Genomic DNA, 15,040 nt, shown 5'->3' with positions numbered 1-15,040 from the left:
ACTCCGCACACAACTGGCAAACTGGCTCAATGCTGTGGTCAGAACCTGACTCTGAACGCCAGCCCAACCAATGGCGCTGTTTCATAACTCTGACGACTAATTTCCAATCCATTCGCATCATCTAGCGTCAGGCGGCCGTCAAATTCTGCGCCAGCAAAGACACTTAATGAAACCCCAGGGTTCGGGTTGTACCCAACAGAAAGAACTACAGGGATACTCTTATCCTCACCCACACCATTCGGGGCAAGGCCATCCCCATCCAACCTGAATCGAATCCTTTCCGATCGCGCGGTCAACGAAATGTCCAAGGTGTCATTCAATGCGTAACTCAGTGTCAGTCCGGGACCTTGCGTCGCTCCGACACCAGAGCCAGTATTCAAGTTCCAGCGATCGTTTATGTCCCAGTCGATCAGCAGGGCTGGAAAAAAATCTGTACCGCTTTCGTCAAATTGAGAAAACGCGCCAAAGGCCGGACCTATCGTCAAGCGCTCGCTCAGTTGCCAAGCAATTCCTGCAAAAATACCATGGGTTCTTCCTTCAGATGAGGAGGCCCCGCTTTGATAGTCCCATCTGATCTGTGGCGACACAAAAAAAGTTGCTGTATCACTCACTCGAAGCCGCACAGGAACAGCGACGCGGAGGTCACGGATGTTTTCCCATGGCTGGTTGTTCGATTGACTGAAGCGATAATCCAGTTTGCCAAAGCTGGTGGAAAGCCCAACTGAATTTCCTCCGTCCAGGTTGTAGAGTGCGGTCGCACGAAGAAATGTTCGACTTGCAGAGAACTCGCCACCGCCGCTCAAATCCGCATCCCCTTGAAAAGCGGCAAGCCCATCAACCTGATACGCCCAACCTAGCCGCGGCTGTGCAGTCAACGGAAACGCTGTGAAACATAGGGAAATAGTTCCAAAGCAGCACGTTAGAATAAGGTTTTTCATATGACGTTTCCTAAGTGACGCTGGTTCCCTTTCGGGTTGCCACTCCTGAACCAGCGGTTCAAGTGCTTTCAAGTCTGATATGCGGACTCTGCATCCATCTGCATTCTTGCTCCAAAGTACCGCAATCAGCCCAAAGCGGTCCTTCAAAAACGAGTCTTGGACAGGTCCACGCGCGCGGATGGGGGGCGGCGGACCCCACTCACTTGAATATTTGATTTTATGCATGTTTTATCATACACTTTTACTTTGGTTTTTTGTCTGGGGGGCAGTCATGAAAACTCATTTTGAACCCACGATTATGTTGCATGCTGCAACCGCCTTGGCGCTTTCATTAGGAACGCAAGCAGTTGGCTTTGAAGGCGAAGTACCTCCAGATAAGGTGGTTCCTGCACAGACCTACTCTCCGTTTGTCGACCGATCTTATCCTGATCAGGTTCTATTTGGTGATCTTCACTTCCACACTGAAATCTCATTCGACGCAGGGCTTGTTGGGACTTCTCTGAACGTCCACGACGCCTTCCGCGTGGCCCGCGGTGAGAGGATAACTTCAAACACCGGACAACCTGTTCAACTCATTAGGCCCCTCGATTTCCTCGCGATTACTGAACACGCGGAAATGTTGGGACTTGCGACCGCCGTTCGAGCAGCTGACCCTCGGCTTTTGGCTGACGAGTGGGGTCGTTTGACCTACGAAAGGTTCAATTCCGGGCAAGAAGGTCGGATGGAGGCGTTCGCTGATATCATCGAAATCGCATCAATCGAAGGGCGAGACCCGACCGCTGGATTGGATTTGGACGGTGACCTTTGGCAAAAAATCGTGGAAACGGTCGACGAATACTACGAACCCGGCGTCTTCACATCATTGGCTGGGTACGAGTGGACATCAACTCCGAGAGGTAACAATCTCCACCGGGTGGTGATCTTCGGAGACGGCGCCGATAAGACCGGTCGAACCCGCCCATTTACCTATTTTGAAAGCGAAGACCCTGAGCCGTTGTGGGACTATCTGGCTGCGTACGAAGAAGAGACGGGTGGAAGCGCAGTATCTGTTCCCCATAACGGAAATATATCCAATGGAATAATGTTCGCGCCTACGAAATTCGACGGCACACCTATGGACGCGGAATACGCCGCCAAACGCGTTCGTTGGGAGCCGATGCATGAGGTAACCCAGATCAAGGGGGACGAGGAAACGCACCCATTCCTGTCACCTGATGATGAGTTTGCGGATTTCGAAACCTGGGACGTTGCGAATATCTCGGGCACCGTCGCAAAGACCCCTGAAATGTTGCGCTACGAGTATGGGCGCTCTGCCTTGAAGGTCGGGCTCGAAGTTCAGCGGGAGACAGGCGTTAACCCATTCAAGTTCGGCTTCTACGGCACGACGGACACGCACACCGCGCTCCCGACCACGCGGGAAGACAACTACTTTGGTAAGTACCAACACACAGAGCCTTCAGCGAACCGTCACAACTTTGATGTAATCCCGGCCGAAGACCCGGCATTGCGTATCCTTACGGCGCAAGAATCGGCTGCAGGCCTCACCGCTGTTTGGGCGCGCGAAAACACCCGCGAGGAAGTCCACGGAGCAATCAAGCGTAAAGAGGCCTACGCTACGACCGGGCCGCGAATGCGAGTCCGGGTCTTTGGCGGCTGGAGTTTTGATGTCGATGATCTGTACGCCTCGGATTTTGTTTCCAACGGGTATAAGAACGGCGTACCGATGGGCGGAGACCTTAGGAACGCGCCGGATGGGGTTTCTCCCAGATTCCTGATCCGGGCGCTGCGCGACCCAGACGGCGCGAACCTCGACCGAGTCCAAATTATCAAAGGCTGGATCGACGAGAGTGGCGAAACTCATGAGCGGGTCTTCGACGTGGCCGTCTCCGATGGCCGAGAGATTGGAGAGGATGGCCGTGCACACGAACCAGTAGGCTCGACGGTAGACATTGGAAGCGCGACATACAGCAACTCAATCGGTTCCGTGGAACTCGCCGGTTATTGGCAAGACCCAGATTTTGACGCGAACAACAACGCGTTTTACTATGTAAGAGTGATCGAAATTCCAAAGCCGCGATGGACGACCATAGACGCAGCTTTCTACGATATACCGCTGCCCGAGGCGGTTCCCGCAGAAGTCCAGGACCGTGCTTACACATCGCCGATCTGGTTCAGCGCTGAATAGTGAAGCTAGTATTGCGACAAAGCTGGTTTTGAGCAATTTCGATTCCCACGGAACACGTCGGCAACCAGTTCCAATGGCTCGGAAACGTCCAAAGCGTGAGGACACCTTCTGGCTCTGTTGCAGTACAAATCAAACCCGTTCTGATGCCACCGCGTCTGCTCGCTGGTAACGCCGGCAGTGGCCGCACGCTGTTCTTTGCAAGATCAACTTTTTGCGCGTTGCCGTCGTTTGTGCGGAGCGCAGCATCCGTTTACTTCGGGCTCGTTGCAGTCATCTGACCAATTCTGTTGGATGACTTCTTTCTACCAAATTGCCGTCGTCGCGTGACCGCAACCACGCCGGTGATTCAGTCGGGGAATCGATTCTCAAAGACCAGATCACGCATTGTCACGACCCTTCGGTCACAACTACCCTATACCACTTCCTGATTTTCAATGACCTAACAACCATGAGCGTCACGTCTTCCTAGTGTCCGACTAGATGCTTTTGGTCTTCTGGCATTCAGATTTATCGCCGGAAGCGGGACGGAGTGTCGGCACTATTGCTGCTGATTTACACCGGGTGTCGCATCAGCGAGATTCTGACGCTGCGCTGGGGCTATGTTAGTCGCACCATCTGGAATTGCAGGGCAGCAAGACCGGACGCCGCCGCATTCCTCTACCGAGAGAAGCCCATGACATCCTGATGGAATTGCCTCGTCAACCGGGAAATCCATGTATAAAATTAAGCGCTTCTGACAGTGGACCGCGAAATGACCTGTAAAAATCGCGGCGGCGCATACGTAAGTCGGCGGGCTTGGACGATGTCCGTATTTACACCCCCATTTGACCCTTCTGATGCGTCTCAAAGCTGCGTGTGGCGCGTTGCGGGGAACAGCTTGCCATAGATCGTTGGCAGATCAGGACGTGGTCCCAGTTCGATGCCTTGTTCGGCGATGCCATTGCCGAGGCTTTAAAGAAGGTACGATACTGCGAGCCTGATCTTGACGATGGAAACCACGCGCGGTGGTCTAACCATACAATGTAGGGCTTGGTTGCTGGATCATCCGAGGATGACCTACTGGAAATGCGCAGCCAGATCGACACCACAAGCGTTAAGCGCGCGCATCGCTATCAGCATATTAGGTTGATAACGACGCAATTGGCAGGTCTTGGAGTTACATTGGCCGCACTTGAAGGCATTCAGGAAAATGAACTGAGTGATTCTATCGACAGTGTTAGAGGCAAGCTCGCAGAGAGCATTAAGGCGGATCCTCAGCGAGCCGCAAAGAAACTGCATGAAGCCAAGAACAAATTCCGGTTCAAAGCGTAAACTGCCGACGAGGACCCACCTACTTTTGAACTGCGTCCGCGTGGGAAGTTTGCTCACTTAGCAGCCATTGGTGCGTTACTTCAATGCTGAGTTTGCAAAGTGCCACCTTCAAGGTAACCAACCCATCATTAAGCAAGACCCAACCTTTCGCTTCAAGTCGACACCAGCGCGACAACTTGCCTGCAACGTGAGATGTTCTAGGGTGTTCGTATTTGCACGCGACAATAAAACGCTGATCTGTGCGTTGTTGGTTTAGAAAAACTCTTCGCGTGGTCAAAAATAGTCAAAATAGCAATGCCTTAAGTGTTTACTTGAAAGAACAAGACTACACATTCAACAAAACGGTTTTGTACACGTTTCTTCGTCAATCTATGCCGCGTGGTTGCTTGGTGGTTGCTGTAGGCGTGAGAAAATCTCGCCTATTCTTGCTAACTCTTTGAAAAAAGTGGTGAGCCGTGCAGGATTCGAACCTGCGACCCACTGATTAAAAGTCTTATTAGCCCATTTTCGATAGCATTATAGCCAATTCGATTGGACAGTATATTCTATTAAATAACAAAAGTTTCAGCGTGCAGGGGTTTCTATAAGACCCTTCCCAATTCTCCGCACTTTGCTTACCTTGTGCTTACCCAAGCCGTCCGAGACCAATATGCCCAACGTCAAATTAACAAAATCAAGTGTCGATCGCCTTTCAGCTACAAACCGGGACACGATATATTGGGACGACGGTCTGCCGGGTTTTGGACTTCGCGTGAAAACGACCGGCGTCAAAAGCTTCTTAGTTCAATATCGCAACAAACAAACCGGTCGGTCGAAACGCAAGACACTTGGGCGATATGGGCCGACCTTGTCTTTGGGCGCCGCCCGCGAAATAGCACGCGCGCTTCTTGCTGACGTGGTACGTGGCGCAGATCCTGTCGCCGATGCTCAAAGCCTAAGGCATTCACCAACGGTGAACTCACTTGCCACGCAATACATGACCGAACATGCGGAACCGAAGAAACGCCCAGGTAGCGTTCGGAATGATCGGTCAATGCTGGACAGATACATTCTCCCCAAGCTTGGGGATCTTAAAGTCATTGAAGTGACGCATCAGCATGTTCAGAAGCTTCACAATCAAATGCGTGATACGCCCTATCAAGCCAATCGCACTCTGGCGCTTATGTCGAAAATGTTTGAACTGTCTGTGCGCTGGGGTCAGCGTTCTGACAATCCGGCGCGCGGCATAGAAAAGTTCCCCGAGGAAAAGCGGGACCGCTGGTTGTCAGACGGTGAGCTGCAAAGACTTTTGGTGGCTTTGTCAGAGCATCCAAATCAGGTTGCAGCGAACGCTATTCGCCTGCAGCTCCTGACAGGCGCACGGATCGGCGAAGTGCTGAAGGCAAAATGGGAAGACTTCGATTTGGACCGCGCGGTCTGGACAAAGCCGTCGCACCACACAAAGCAAAAGCGACGAGAGCACCTGCCGATTTCGTCAGCAACCTGTGATTTGCTTGCGGCAATGAAAGCAGGGGCATCTCCTGAAAGTCGTTGGTTGTTTCCGGGACGCTCTCCGGACCAACCGTACAAAGATCTGAAGAAATTTTGGAGCTCGGTCACCACATCAGCAGGCCTTCAAGACTACCGTATCCACGACAATCGGCATACGCATGCGTCGCATCTCGTTTCCAGCGGTCTGAGTCTGCCTATAGTTGGTCGATTGCTTGGACACACGAACCCGTCTACCACGCAACGCTACGCGCATCTCGCAGATGACCCGTTGCGGCAGGCAGCGGATGTGATGGGTAAGAAGATCAGCGGTGGCAGTTCCTGAAACCTGAGAATTTCCTGTGCTGAAGACACGCGAGCGGCAATTAGACTGCAGCTGTCGGCACAGTGTCGATGTTTGGGACGGAAGGGAATGGACGGAGATATAAGATGTCCAAATCTCTACTTCCCGTTGTCACAACGCGTCGTCCGCCTTGGAACAAAGGCAGACTAGTCGGACAGAAGCGGCCATTGCAGTCAAAGCAAGTCTGGGCCATTCGCGCTCGGCTCGAACTTGCAAACAAGCTGAGAGACCTAGCATTGTTCAATCTTGCCATCGATAGCAAGTTGCGCGGGTGCGATCTCGTCCGCCTGAGGGTTAACGATCTCGCCGTCGGCAATTCTATTCGCGATCGGGTATCCGTTGTTCAACGTAAAACTGCGAAGCCAGTGCAATTTGAAGTGACGGAGAATACACGTGAAGTCGTGTCGCAATGGGTCTCTTCTCAATATATGCATGGACAACGGTATCTGTTTCCAAGTCGTATGCATGCTTTGCCGCATCTTTCGACCCGGCAATACGCTAGGCTTGTCCGGGAATGGGTGTCAGCAATTGGTCTCGATCCGTCCAGCTACGGCACGCATTCGCTTAGGCGCACCAAAGCGGCTTTGATATACAGAAAGACCGGAAACCTACGTGCCGTTCAACTTCTGCTCGGTCACAGCAAAGTGGACAGTACGGTGCGTTACCTTGGCGTCGAGCTTGAAGACGCGCTTAGTATTGCCGAACGCATCGATCTTTAACCTTTTAGGCGGGCGGGATCGTCCGCTCGCCGCTCCCAAGCAGACTATCGGAATCTCCCGTTAATATTCCGCTTCGAGCCCAAAGCGAACGACGAAAAGATGGCCAATCGGCAAAGGTTTTTTGCGTTTTCCAAACAGCAGCTACTCAATTGCCGTGCGAAATGTTGCGGTAAGCCGTTTGTTCAAACCGTGATGAGGTTCGGCTGAAGAACCGTAGTGCAACTCCGCCAAAGCCGCGATGTCATTGAAAATGACTACGGAGCCGCCTTCTTCATTCGCGTAAACCAATAGTTTTTGGCAAAAGGCATCCAAACCAATTGCCGGAAAGTCCGCCATAGCCACACCACCGGGCGCTGGTCCGCCGAATAGCAAGAGAACAGCATCCGGCAGTTCCACCCCCACTTGGGACGCTTCGGTCGCAAAATCGATTTCCCCAAACCAGACAGTATCGTCCTGTCCCATCACGGCTGTCTTGAGACGTTCCACTGCCTCTGACACGCTGAGCTCAGATCGCAATTCGATGATGCCATAGTTTGTGATTAATCCTTTGGTCGGCGCTGGTGCTGCATCCAAGTCGTTCAGGACATCGAGCAACTTGTTCTCGAATGCATTCAACGCTTGGGTGTTGATCAGACCATGCCGAACTTTGAGAAACTGAGAGTCTGTGTATGCGATCTGCGGACGGCCATCCTGATCGAATGAAAGAACTCGAAAAGGAAGGTCCAGTCCTGCGCGCACGTTCCCTTTCAGAATGGGCGTGTTTATCTCTGGAACAGAGAAAATGAGTACGCGAGATGCTGGCATTTCTACGCCTTCGGCCTTGGCCAGGCGCGCATGATCTATCGATGCGATTGGAGTAGCTCCCGCTTCGGCAACGGCAGTCTCAAGCCCTAAGAAGTTTTCGTCCACCGCAGTCTGGGCAGATGAAGATTGTGCAAAAGCAGATGTCGAAAGTGATAGAGTTGCAATCATCGAGAAAACAAAGCCAAACCTCACCATTTTTTCTACTTCCTATTTCACCGTACTTTTTTCAGGGAAACCGCCGCTAGAGCCGCAAAAGCTACCTCGGCCGCAAGGTAAAAGAGAAGTATCCCGTTCGGAACTCCATCGATCAGAATGCTTAGTATGCGTCCAACGGCTAGTCCTGACATAAACAAAAATAGAACCCACAGCGCAGGGCGTTGTAATTCTGGTTTCGAAGCGGCCGCCAACCAAAACAACGCGTTTGCTAGGTAAAGACCCATAATCGCTCGGAACACGTGGGTTTGGTTCGTTCCTTCCACCGGAAATCCCAGCAAAACTGGGATCGAACTACCCGGCATCAGGCCGTATGATAACGCAATTGGCACGAGGCCGACGGCAGCAAGCAGAAGGACTAATCTGGCACTCATGAATGACTCCTTCTCGCAGAGGTTTCGCTTTGTAGCGAAATTCCTAATCGTTTTTTTGGGCATCCGATGATCCGAGCCGGATGCCCACGCTGCGGTGAGAAAGGCGTATTGGTTGCCTCGCTTTCTCTACTGAGAGATGCCGCCTTCGGTTGATGTTTGTTCTTCAACATGGTCTTGATTGGCGACCGGCTTCCCGCGCGGAGGGAACTCCTCGAAGGTTGCGAGATGTGCCTGCACTAGTCGGGCGGCTGGACCGAATGCCCACATTTTCTCGCCCATCCAGCGGACGTACATCCCGCTTTCCTCCGCTGCTTTCTCGTAAGGATCGCGGCGAAGGTTGAAGAGCAAGGGAGCGACCAATTCTTCCTTCGGTCCTGACCAGCCGTGGTTTTGAACGACAAAATGCGCCTTCCAATCGTTGTAGCGTACGGCTTGGAGGTCCGTACCCTGATAGTAAATCAGCTCGCGGCGATTGCTCTCTTCATCCTCACCAGTGAGGTAAGATAGTTGGTTGTAGCCATCGAGGTGCACTTTGTACCCTTCATAGCCTTCTAGGAGTTTTTCTCTTAGGTCTGTGGGACCTCCGGCCGCAGCCACAAAGGTTGGCATCCAGTCCATGCCGCTGAATATGCCGTTCAAAACCTGCCCTTCAGGTATTTTGCCTGGCCAGCGAATAATCGCAGGAACCCTAAATCCACCTTCCCAGGTAGTACCCTTTTCCCCATGAAACGGTGTCGTACCACCATCGGGCCACGTCAGTGTTTCCGGGCCGTTATCGGCGGTGAACATCACTATGGTATTATCGGCCACTCCTAAATCCTCAAGGTGGCTGAGAACGTTACCAACGTTATTGTCCAACTCCTTCATGACAACATCCTGAAGTCCACGCCCATTGCCTAACATAGCTTCGTATTCGGGGCTAAGGTGGGTCCAGACGTGTGCACGGGCAGGAGCCATCCAGACAAAAAACGGAGTGTCCGACTCTACTGCACGAGAAATGAAGTCCTTCGTGTAAGATGTCACTTCGTCATCCAAAGTCTTTTGGCGCTCCGGAGGCGCAGGCCCGTCATCAATGATGCGCTGCTTCCCGACTTTTCCAAATCGCGGATCGACTGTTTCGTCTTCTTCCTCTGTTGCGAACGAATGAATGATGTTGCGAGGCGCGAATTGCGCGTTGAATTCTGGGTCGTCTGGCCAATCCGGATCAGACGTATATTCCATGGCGTTCAAGTGATAGAGCCAACCCCAATACTCGTCGAAACCTTTTGTAGTCGGCAGGAACTCGTTGAGATCGCCCAAGTGGTTTTTACCGAACTGGCCCGTCGTGTATCCCAACTTTTTTAAGAACATCGGTAGCGTCGGATCATCTGGGTTTAACCCTATCGGATCCCCCGGCAACCCTACCGTGTGCATACCAGTCCGAATAGGTAGCTGTCCGGTCATGAAAGCTGATCGACCGGCAGTACAACTTGGCTCGGCATAATAATCTGTGAGACGAGCACCCTCAGACGAAAGGCGATCCAAGTTCGGCGTCTCGATGCTTTTGACACCCCCATGGTAAACGCCGACGCTCGCCCAACCCACGTCATCTGCCATGATGACAAGAATGTTGGGCCGGGCATGCTCGTCGGCCCAAGCTCCAGTGAAAGCAAAGCAGACCGCACCCGCTACTGAGATAAGCTTATTCATTAAGACCTCCCGACACGCTATTTCTTGCCAACGATAGGAAAAACATCGGCTTGGAGGAATAGTCAAATTTGTTAACTTTCAGGGCACTGCACCTTGGTGCAACAAATTTCTTCTGTCACCGAGTCCGCGCAGCAGACGTTTACTGAATTCTGCCGAACGTCTGCAGCAAGCTCGAATTGACCCTGAGCTTCGACGTTTTCTGCTGATGAAACGTCCAAATATATCCATCTCAAATTCAGTCGGCGTTCTATGTTTCCTGAGGTTTAGAGGAAAATCGAATGGCGACGCGTGGGCAATGTTTGTGTAAAAAAACAAGCTGGGTCTACAAGGGTGACCAAACATGGGCATGCTATTGCCACTGTGATGACTGCCGTCGGAATTGTGCGGCGCCGGTGGTTGCGTGGCTTGGTGTGCCGATAGAGAACTCTGAGTGGACTGGTGATAAACCCAGCACTTACGAAAGTTCCAAAGGCGTTTTCAGGCACTTTTGTGGGACGTGTGGGTCACCCATTGGATTTGAAGCCGATCACTATCCGGGTGGTATGCACCTCTATGCTGGATCGCTCGAAAACCCGGAAGAATTCCAACCGACTTTTCACTTCAACAATCAAAGCAGGTTGCCTTGGTTGCAAATGACTGATGATCTCGACGCGTTTGAAGGCACATTACTGCACTCCCCTAACGACCCAGCCGGATATTAGCAGGTTTAGAACCCAGCTAATGTTCCATATGGCGGCTTTGTCCGCATAGCGATCGCTCGCGATATTCGGGCGAACGACTAAAACGAACCCATCTTAGCCATGAAACATCAGCGCGTTTACGGTGAAGTGTTATCCCTCCGGAGTGTACCAAATGGGCGAAGTATAAGCCCGTTCTTGTGTGGATGTCGGTACTTCTTCAGGTAGTTCGTCGCCGAACCTAATAGCTTCGTAAACCGTCCATCGCGGTGTGGGGATTTCTAGCACGCGCGCGTAGTAAAGAGCCTTTTGTTCCGGATCAAATTCGGGATCAGACCAGACGGTTATCAATTCTGGCGATCCGATTGAGTTCGTGAACGTACCGGTTTCGACGTTCACGGTATTGCCGACAGGCGGCAGCTTGCCATCCGCACCGAGATCCCGATCGCCGGACCAGACGACATCAAAAACCTTTTCTTGCGTCTCTCCGTCTTCTGTTAGCCAGCCCTTGACTATCTGAATACGATCCAGATTACCCGAGTACGGATCCTTGAGTGCAGCAACGAGAAAATTTGGCGCTAAGGCATCACCGGGCGCTTTCGGTAGATCTGCCCCCATGGGTACGCCTTTGTCATAACCAATCTTCGCAGGAAGCCGCGATTGAGCGTCGTTTTCTTCGAAATCCCATCCCCCGAAGAAACGTACCGTGATCCGACTACCTGTTGTACCATATACTTCCTTGCGTTCCATCGCGTCGAAAATAGATGCTCGCGTATTTTCCTCGGCCCAAACGGCCGCATAACCGGAGGCAGCCATCTGCCAGCCCAGAATTTTGGTCGCTTCAAACTCGCCGACAACATGCTGCCAACGCCCAGGCTCAGGTTCCACGCCCGAGTGCTTACCGAAAAAGTTATCTTCTTGGGCTGTCGCCAAAGCCGTGTGACTGTCTGTGGATCCCACGACACCGAACTTGTAAGGGTTGGTCCCAAGCTGCGCCTCGAGCTTCAGGCCATTTTTTAAAGCCTCGCGAGCATACTCGTACTGCAACATCCAGTCTTCTTTGGGGACAGGGCCAAGGTTTGCGACGTCCCACGTTTCGTAATCTGCAAACTCGTCATTTGGGCTCAGAAACGGGTGGGCCTCGCCGTCGCCTTTGATCTGAGTGATCTCATAAAGTGGCTCCCATTTTGCGCGTCTTTCCGCGTAATCTCCTGTGAGCGGTTGGCCGGTATCGGGGTTTGTCTCGACAGGAAACATCAAACCATTAGAAACATTTCCGTTGTGCGCCAATGCAAGGACGCGTCCGCCTGTCGTTTCTTCGTATCTTTCCATCCAATCCCACAGATCTTCCGGATTGAATGTCTCGGCAGTCGTAAACGGCAACATTTGCCGCGCCCGAATCCTGTCGTCCCTATAGATGACATTGCGGTGCAAGTTGTTGCCACCTTGCGTCGAGGTCCATTCGTAGCCGATAAACGCGGTAAACGATCCCGGTTGATCATAAGCATCCGCAGTTTCCGTAAAGTCATCCCAAACTGACTGTACGAAACGACGGTTAGAAATCGCCTCCGGCAAAGCTTCACCGGTAATTCCAGCGAAAGTCTCGATAACCTCCATTGTCGCTCCAAGGGCAACATTCCCTCCTTGGTTCAACCTGTCGTTCCAGTCACGTAACGTTGGGTCGCCCATCAAAGTTGCGTTCCCCGCGACGATCTCGTTCATCGCGCCCATCGCGTCTGAATGGTCTGAAACAACGAGCCAATCCAGCGGGCGAGACAGCTTCGCCCGTAGGCCGTGAGAAGTAGTTACTTCTTCTCCACGCGCAAACCGAAACGCGTCTGAAGGCGAAAGAAGTACACCAAACGCACGCGCGTCGAGTGAGAGCGATGTATGCAAGTGGGTGTCGCCCCAAAGAGGTCTAGTTGGAAAGTCGCGTCCTGCATAAGGCGAAAACGCATCTGATGCAGGGGCATGCATGTCGGCCCCCGAGATGGTCATTTCACCAACTTGTCCACCCTCGGCGGTTTCCTGTGCCCAAGCAGAGGTCGAGGACAAACAGAGACAAAAGAATAAGGTCGCATTGAAAGGAACATTCATGGCTATATTCCCAGCTAATCAGAATATAACTCATGCGACCATTCTCATATGCTTGCTGTCAACCTCGTTTTTGTTTCCGCGAAGAGCGTCTGTACTTGGTTGAATTGGTGTGTAACTACCCAAATCCCTCGCCGCGTCTTAGTCTCGTTTACGGCGGAACCAAACAGTGGCTTTGTCCCGCAGAGCATTCACTGATGCACTGCGCAACGAGGACGGCTCCGAGCCCAGATCAAACGTTCATTTCTAACCGCTTATAGCCTTTGAAAGTCGCATGCGGGCGTTCAGCGTAAGCCTGATGGTAGCTGCTTTCGTTGACTTCCGACTTCCTCAAAGTACGCACATGCGATTGCACTAGAGCTTGATGCGGAATGCCGCGAAGCCATCTGCACCATCTCCGGCATCTTCGATTAAAACGCCTTTGACATCGGCGATGTAGTCTCGGGCCTTTGGGCCGGTCTCGAATAGCACGGTTGTGTTCTCTAAAGGAGCAAATGACCAGTTGCCGTCCGCTTTTGGGTTGATCGTTCCCTGTTCGACAATATAGCGCACGATAACGTCGCGATTAGTGTCCGGGGCTTCGAACACGATTGTATCACCCAATGCGCCGGGGAATGAACCGCCACCCGATGCACGATAATTGTTTGTGGCGATGATGAACTCCATGTCATCGGTGACCGGTTCGCCTTGGAAGGACAGGTTCACAATTCGAGCCGCATCGGGATTCACCTCTTCCCCCTTTGGCCCAAAGCGCGACGGCTGCGACAGGTCGATCTGGTATGTTACGCCATCCATCACATCGAAATTGTAGGATGGAAACTCTGGATTCAGAAGAACCGCATCCTCTGAGCCTCGCTCGATCTGGTTGAACATACCGGCCGAACGCTCCAGCCAACCACGCAGTTGAACACCGTTCACTCGCACCGCGCGCACTGTGTTGGGATAGAGATACAGATCAGCCACATTTTTGATAGCAACATCCCCGACCGGGACGTCGGTGTAATAGTCCGGGCCCCCGCGACCACCCGCCTTGAACGGCGCCGCCGCTGACAGGATCGGCAATCCTTCGTGCTCGGTGCCTTTCAGCATTTCTTCGACATACCATTTCTGTGCGATCGAAACGATCTGTACAGACGGATCATCAGCAACCAATGCAAAATAGCTGTGCAACGGGGCAGATGTTTTGCCAACGGCTCGACGGACATAGGCGAGCGTTTCGTCGTGATCCTTCGCAACCGAGTCGAGAACCTTCTGATCGTCTCCGACCAAAGCGGTGATTGAGCGGTCTTCATTGCGTTTGGAAATCGCGCGGGCCTCGGACGTGGTGGTAACCACGCGCCACTCATTTCCTTCCCGTTCCAGCAGCAGGTCCAACAACCCAAGATGTGAGCCCCAGAAGCCGCCCATAACAGCAGGTTTACCCATCAGGGTGCCCTTTTCGACGTCAATGCCGGGTCGGTCCGCAAATGTCGGCGAGGGAAAGACAAGGTGATTGTGCCCCGTGACCAGAGCGTCGATTCCGTCAACACCCGCCAAAACGACTGAGGCGTTTTCCATACCGTCCACATGATTGGCGTCCCCGATCCCAGAATGTGAAAGGGCGATGATTAGGTCACATCCTTGTTCCTTCATCTCTGGCACGTATGCCCGCGCGGTTTCGACGATATCGCGGGCCTGAACATTGCCTTCCAGATGCTTTCGGTCCCAGTTCATGATCTGCGGCGGCGTAAAACCTATGACACCGATTTTGATTGAGTGCTTGGTCCCATCACCCATTTCGATTTCACGGTCGATAATTGTATATGGTTTAATCAGCGTTTTGTCGTCGCGCGGAGTTGCGCCTTGTGCCTTTGCAACATTGGCCAAAACGACCGGGTACTCTGCGCCCGCGAGTGATTTTTCCAGGAAATCCAGCCCGTAGTTGAATTCGTGATTGCCCAGAGTTGCAGCATCATAGCCAACAGTGTTGAACGCGGTGATGATGGGGTGCGCATCCCCTTCTTTCATGCCACGCTCATAGGCGATGTAGTCGCCCATTGGGTTCCCTTGAAGAAAGTCACCGTTGTCGACCAAGATCGAATTTGTCGCCTCAGCGCGAATTTCGTTGATGATTGAGGCCGTACGGGACAAGCCCACTGTGTCACGGGGTTTGTCGGCATAATAGTCATAGGGGAACACATGAACATGGATGTCCGTTGTTTCCAT

General features: G+C 52.5%; 11 protein-coding genes. 5 read left to right on the top strand and 6 right to left on the bottom strand.

The window, feature by feature from the left end:
• Window positions 1–38 precede the first annotated feature (38 nt).
• A complete protein-coding gene (locus GOW31_RS16040; protein WP_254441741.1) occupies window positions 39–938 on the bottom strand; it encodes a hypothetical protein in 900 nt (299 codons plus the stop codon).
• Between the two features lie 271 nt (window positions 939–1,209).
• Here GOW31_RS16040 and GOW31_RS16035 point away from each other — a divergent pair, with 271 nt between their 5' ends.
• The 4 genes from GOW31_RS16035 (at window position 1,210) to GOW31_RS16020 (ending at window position 6,984) form a co-directional block, all read left to right on the top strand.
• Window positions 1,210–3,123, top strand: a complete 1,914-nt coding sequence (locus tag GOW31_RS16035; protein WP_171171403.1) for a DUF3604 domain-containing protein — start codon at window positions 1,210–1,212, stop codon at window positions 3,121–3,123.
• A 1,065-nt stretch (window positions 3,124–4,188) separates the two neighbouring features.
• Window positions 4,189–4,434 (top strand): hypothetical protein, encoded by a 246-nt coding sequence (locus GOW31_RS16030; RefSeq protein WP_171171401.1) that lies wholly within the window; start codon window positions 4,189–4,191, stop codon window positions 4,432–4,434.
• Window positions 4,435–5,083: 649 nt separating this feature from the next.
• Window positions 5,084–6,247 (top strand): site-specific integrase, encoded by a 1,164-nt coding sequence (locus tag GOW31_RS16025; RefSeq protein WP_171171399.1) that lies wholly within the window; start codon window positions 5,084–5,086, stop codon window positions 6,245–6,247.
• 104 nt (window positions 6,248–6,351) lie between these two features.
• Entirely contained in the window at window positions 6,352–6,984 is a 633-nt protein-coding gene (locus GOW31_RS16020; RefSeq protein WP_171171397.1) for a tyrosine-type recombinase/integrase, read from the top strand.
• Window positions 6,985–7,125: 141 nt separating this feature from the next.
• On the opposite strand, the gene GOW31_RS16015 is transcribed toward GOW31_RS16020, so the two are convergent.
• From GOW31_RS16015 to GOW31_RS16005, 3 genes are all read right to left on the bottom strand, one after another.
• A complete protein-coding gene (locus GOW31_RS16015) occupies window positions 7,126–7,983 on the bottom strand; it encodes a DUF302 domain-containing protein (RefSeq protein ID WP_171171395.1) in 858 nt (285 codons plus the stop codon).
• A 17-nt stretch (window positions 7,984–8,000) separates the two neighbouring features.
• Window positions 8,001–8,375 carry a DUF4345 domain-containing protein gene (locus tag GOW31_RS16010; RefSeq protein WP_171171393.1) on the bottom strand — a complete coding sequence of 125 codons (375 nt, stop codon included), beginning with the start codon at window positions 8,373–8,375 and terminating at the stop codon, window positions 8,001–8,003.
• A 126-nt stretch (window positions 8,376–8,501) separates the two neighbouring features.
• Window positions 8,502–10,064 carry an arylsulfatase gene (locus GOW31_RS16005; protein WP_171171392.1) on the bottom strand — a complete coding sequence of 521 codons (1,563 nt, stop codon included), beginning with the start codon at window positions 10,062–10,064 and terminating at the stop codon, window positions 8,502–8,504.
• A gap of 278 nt (window positions 10,065–10,342) precedes the next feature.
• On the opposite strand from GOW31_RS16005, the gene GOW31_RS16000 reads away from it, so the two are divergent.
• On the top strand, window positions 10,343–10,765 hold the full coding sequence (locus tag GOW31_RS16000; RefSeq protein ID WP_171171389.1) for a GFA family protein: 423 nt from the start codon (window positions 10,343–10,345) through the stop codon (window positions 10,763–10,765).
• A 129-nt stretch (window positions 10,766–10,894) separates the two neighbouring features.
• Here GOW31_RS16000 and GOW31_RS15995 read toward each other — a convergent pair whose 3' ends face one another.
• Window positions 10,895–12,838: a DUF3604 domain-containing protein gene (locus GOW31_RS15995; RefSeq protein WP_171171387.1), complete on the bottom strand. Its 1,944-nt coding sequence runs from the start codon at window positions 12,836–12,838 to the stop codon at window positions 10,895–10,897.
• A 351-nt stretch (window positions 12,839–13,189) separates the two neighbouring features.
• Window positions 13,190–15,040: a bifunctional 2',3'-cyclic-nucleotide 2'-phosphodiesterase/3'-nucleotidase gene (locus tag GOW31_RS15990; RefSeq protein ID WP_254441740.1), complete on the bottom strand. Its 1,851-nt coding sequence runs from the start codon at window positions 15,038–15,040 to the stop codon at window positions 13,190–13,192.

Origin of the sequence: Ruegeria sp. HKCCA0370 (genome assembly GCF_013033705.1) — a bacterium.
Taxonomy (GTDB): Bacteria; Pseudomonadota; Alphaproteobacteria; order Rhodobacterales; family Rhodobacteraceae; genus Ruegeria.
This window is presented reverse-complemented; position numbering and strand designations above follow the sequence as displayed.

Excerpts from the sequence above, each read along its gene's own strand:
- GOW31_RS16040 (WP_254441741.1), bottom strand. The coding sequence starts at position 938 with ATGAAAAACCTTATTCTAACGTGCTGCTTTGGAACTATTTCCCTATGT.
- GOW31_RS16035 (WP_171171403.1), top strand. The coding sequence starts at position 1,210 with ATGAAAACTCATTTTGAACCCACGATTATGTTGCATGCTGCAACCGCC.
- GOW31_RS16030 (WP_171171401.1), top strand. The coding sequence starts at position 4,189 with ATGCGCAGCCAGATCGACACCACAAGCGTTAAGCGCGCGCATCGCTAT.
- GOW31_RS16025 (WP_171171399.1), top strand. The coding sequence starts at position 5,084 with ATGCCCAACGTCAAATTAACAAAATCAAGTGTCGATCGCCTTTCAGCT.
- GOW31_RS16020 (WP_171171397.1), top strand. The coding sequence starts at position 6,352 with ATGTCCAAATCTCTACTTCCCGTTGTCACAACGCGTCGTCCGCCTTGG.
- GOW31_RS16015 (WP_171171395.1), bottom strand. The coding sequence starts at position 7,983 with ATGGTGAGGTTTGGCTTTGTTTTCTCGATGATTGCAACTCTATCACTT.
- GOW31_RS16010 (WP_171171393.1), bottom strand. The coding sequence starts at position 8,375 with ATGAGTGCCAGATTAGTCCTTCTGCTTGCTGCCGTCGGCCTCGTGCCA.
- GOW31_RS16005 (WP_171171392.1), bottom strand. The coding sequence starts at position 10,064 with ATGAATAAGCTTATCTCAGTAGCGGGTGCGGTCTGCTTTGCTTTCACT.
- GOW31_RS16000 (WP_171171389.1), top strand. The coding sequence starts at position 10,343 with ATGGCGACGCGTGGGCAATGTTTGTGTAAAAAAACAAGCTGGGTCTAC.
- GOW31_RS15995 (WP_171171387.1), bottom strand. The coding sequence starts at position 12,838 with ATGAATGTTCCTTTCAATGCGACCTTATTCTTTTGTCTCTGTTTGTCC.
- GOW31_RS15990 (WP_254441740.1), bottom strand. The coding sequence starts at position 15,040 with ATGGAAACAACGGACATCCATGTTCATGTGTTCCCCTATGACTATTAT.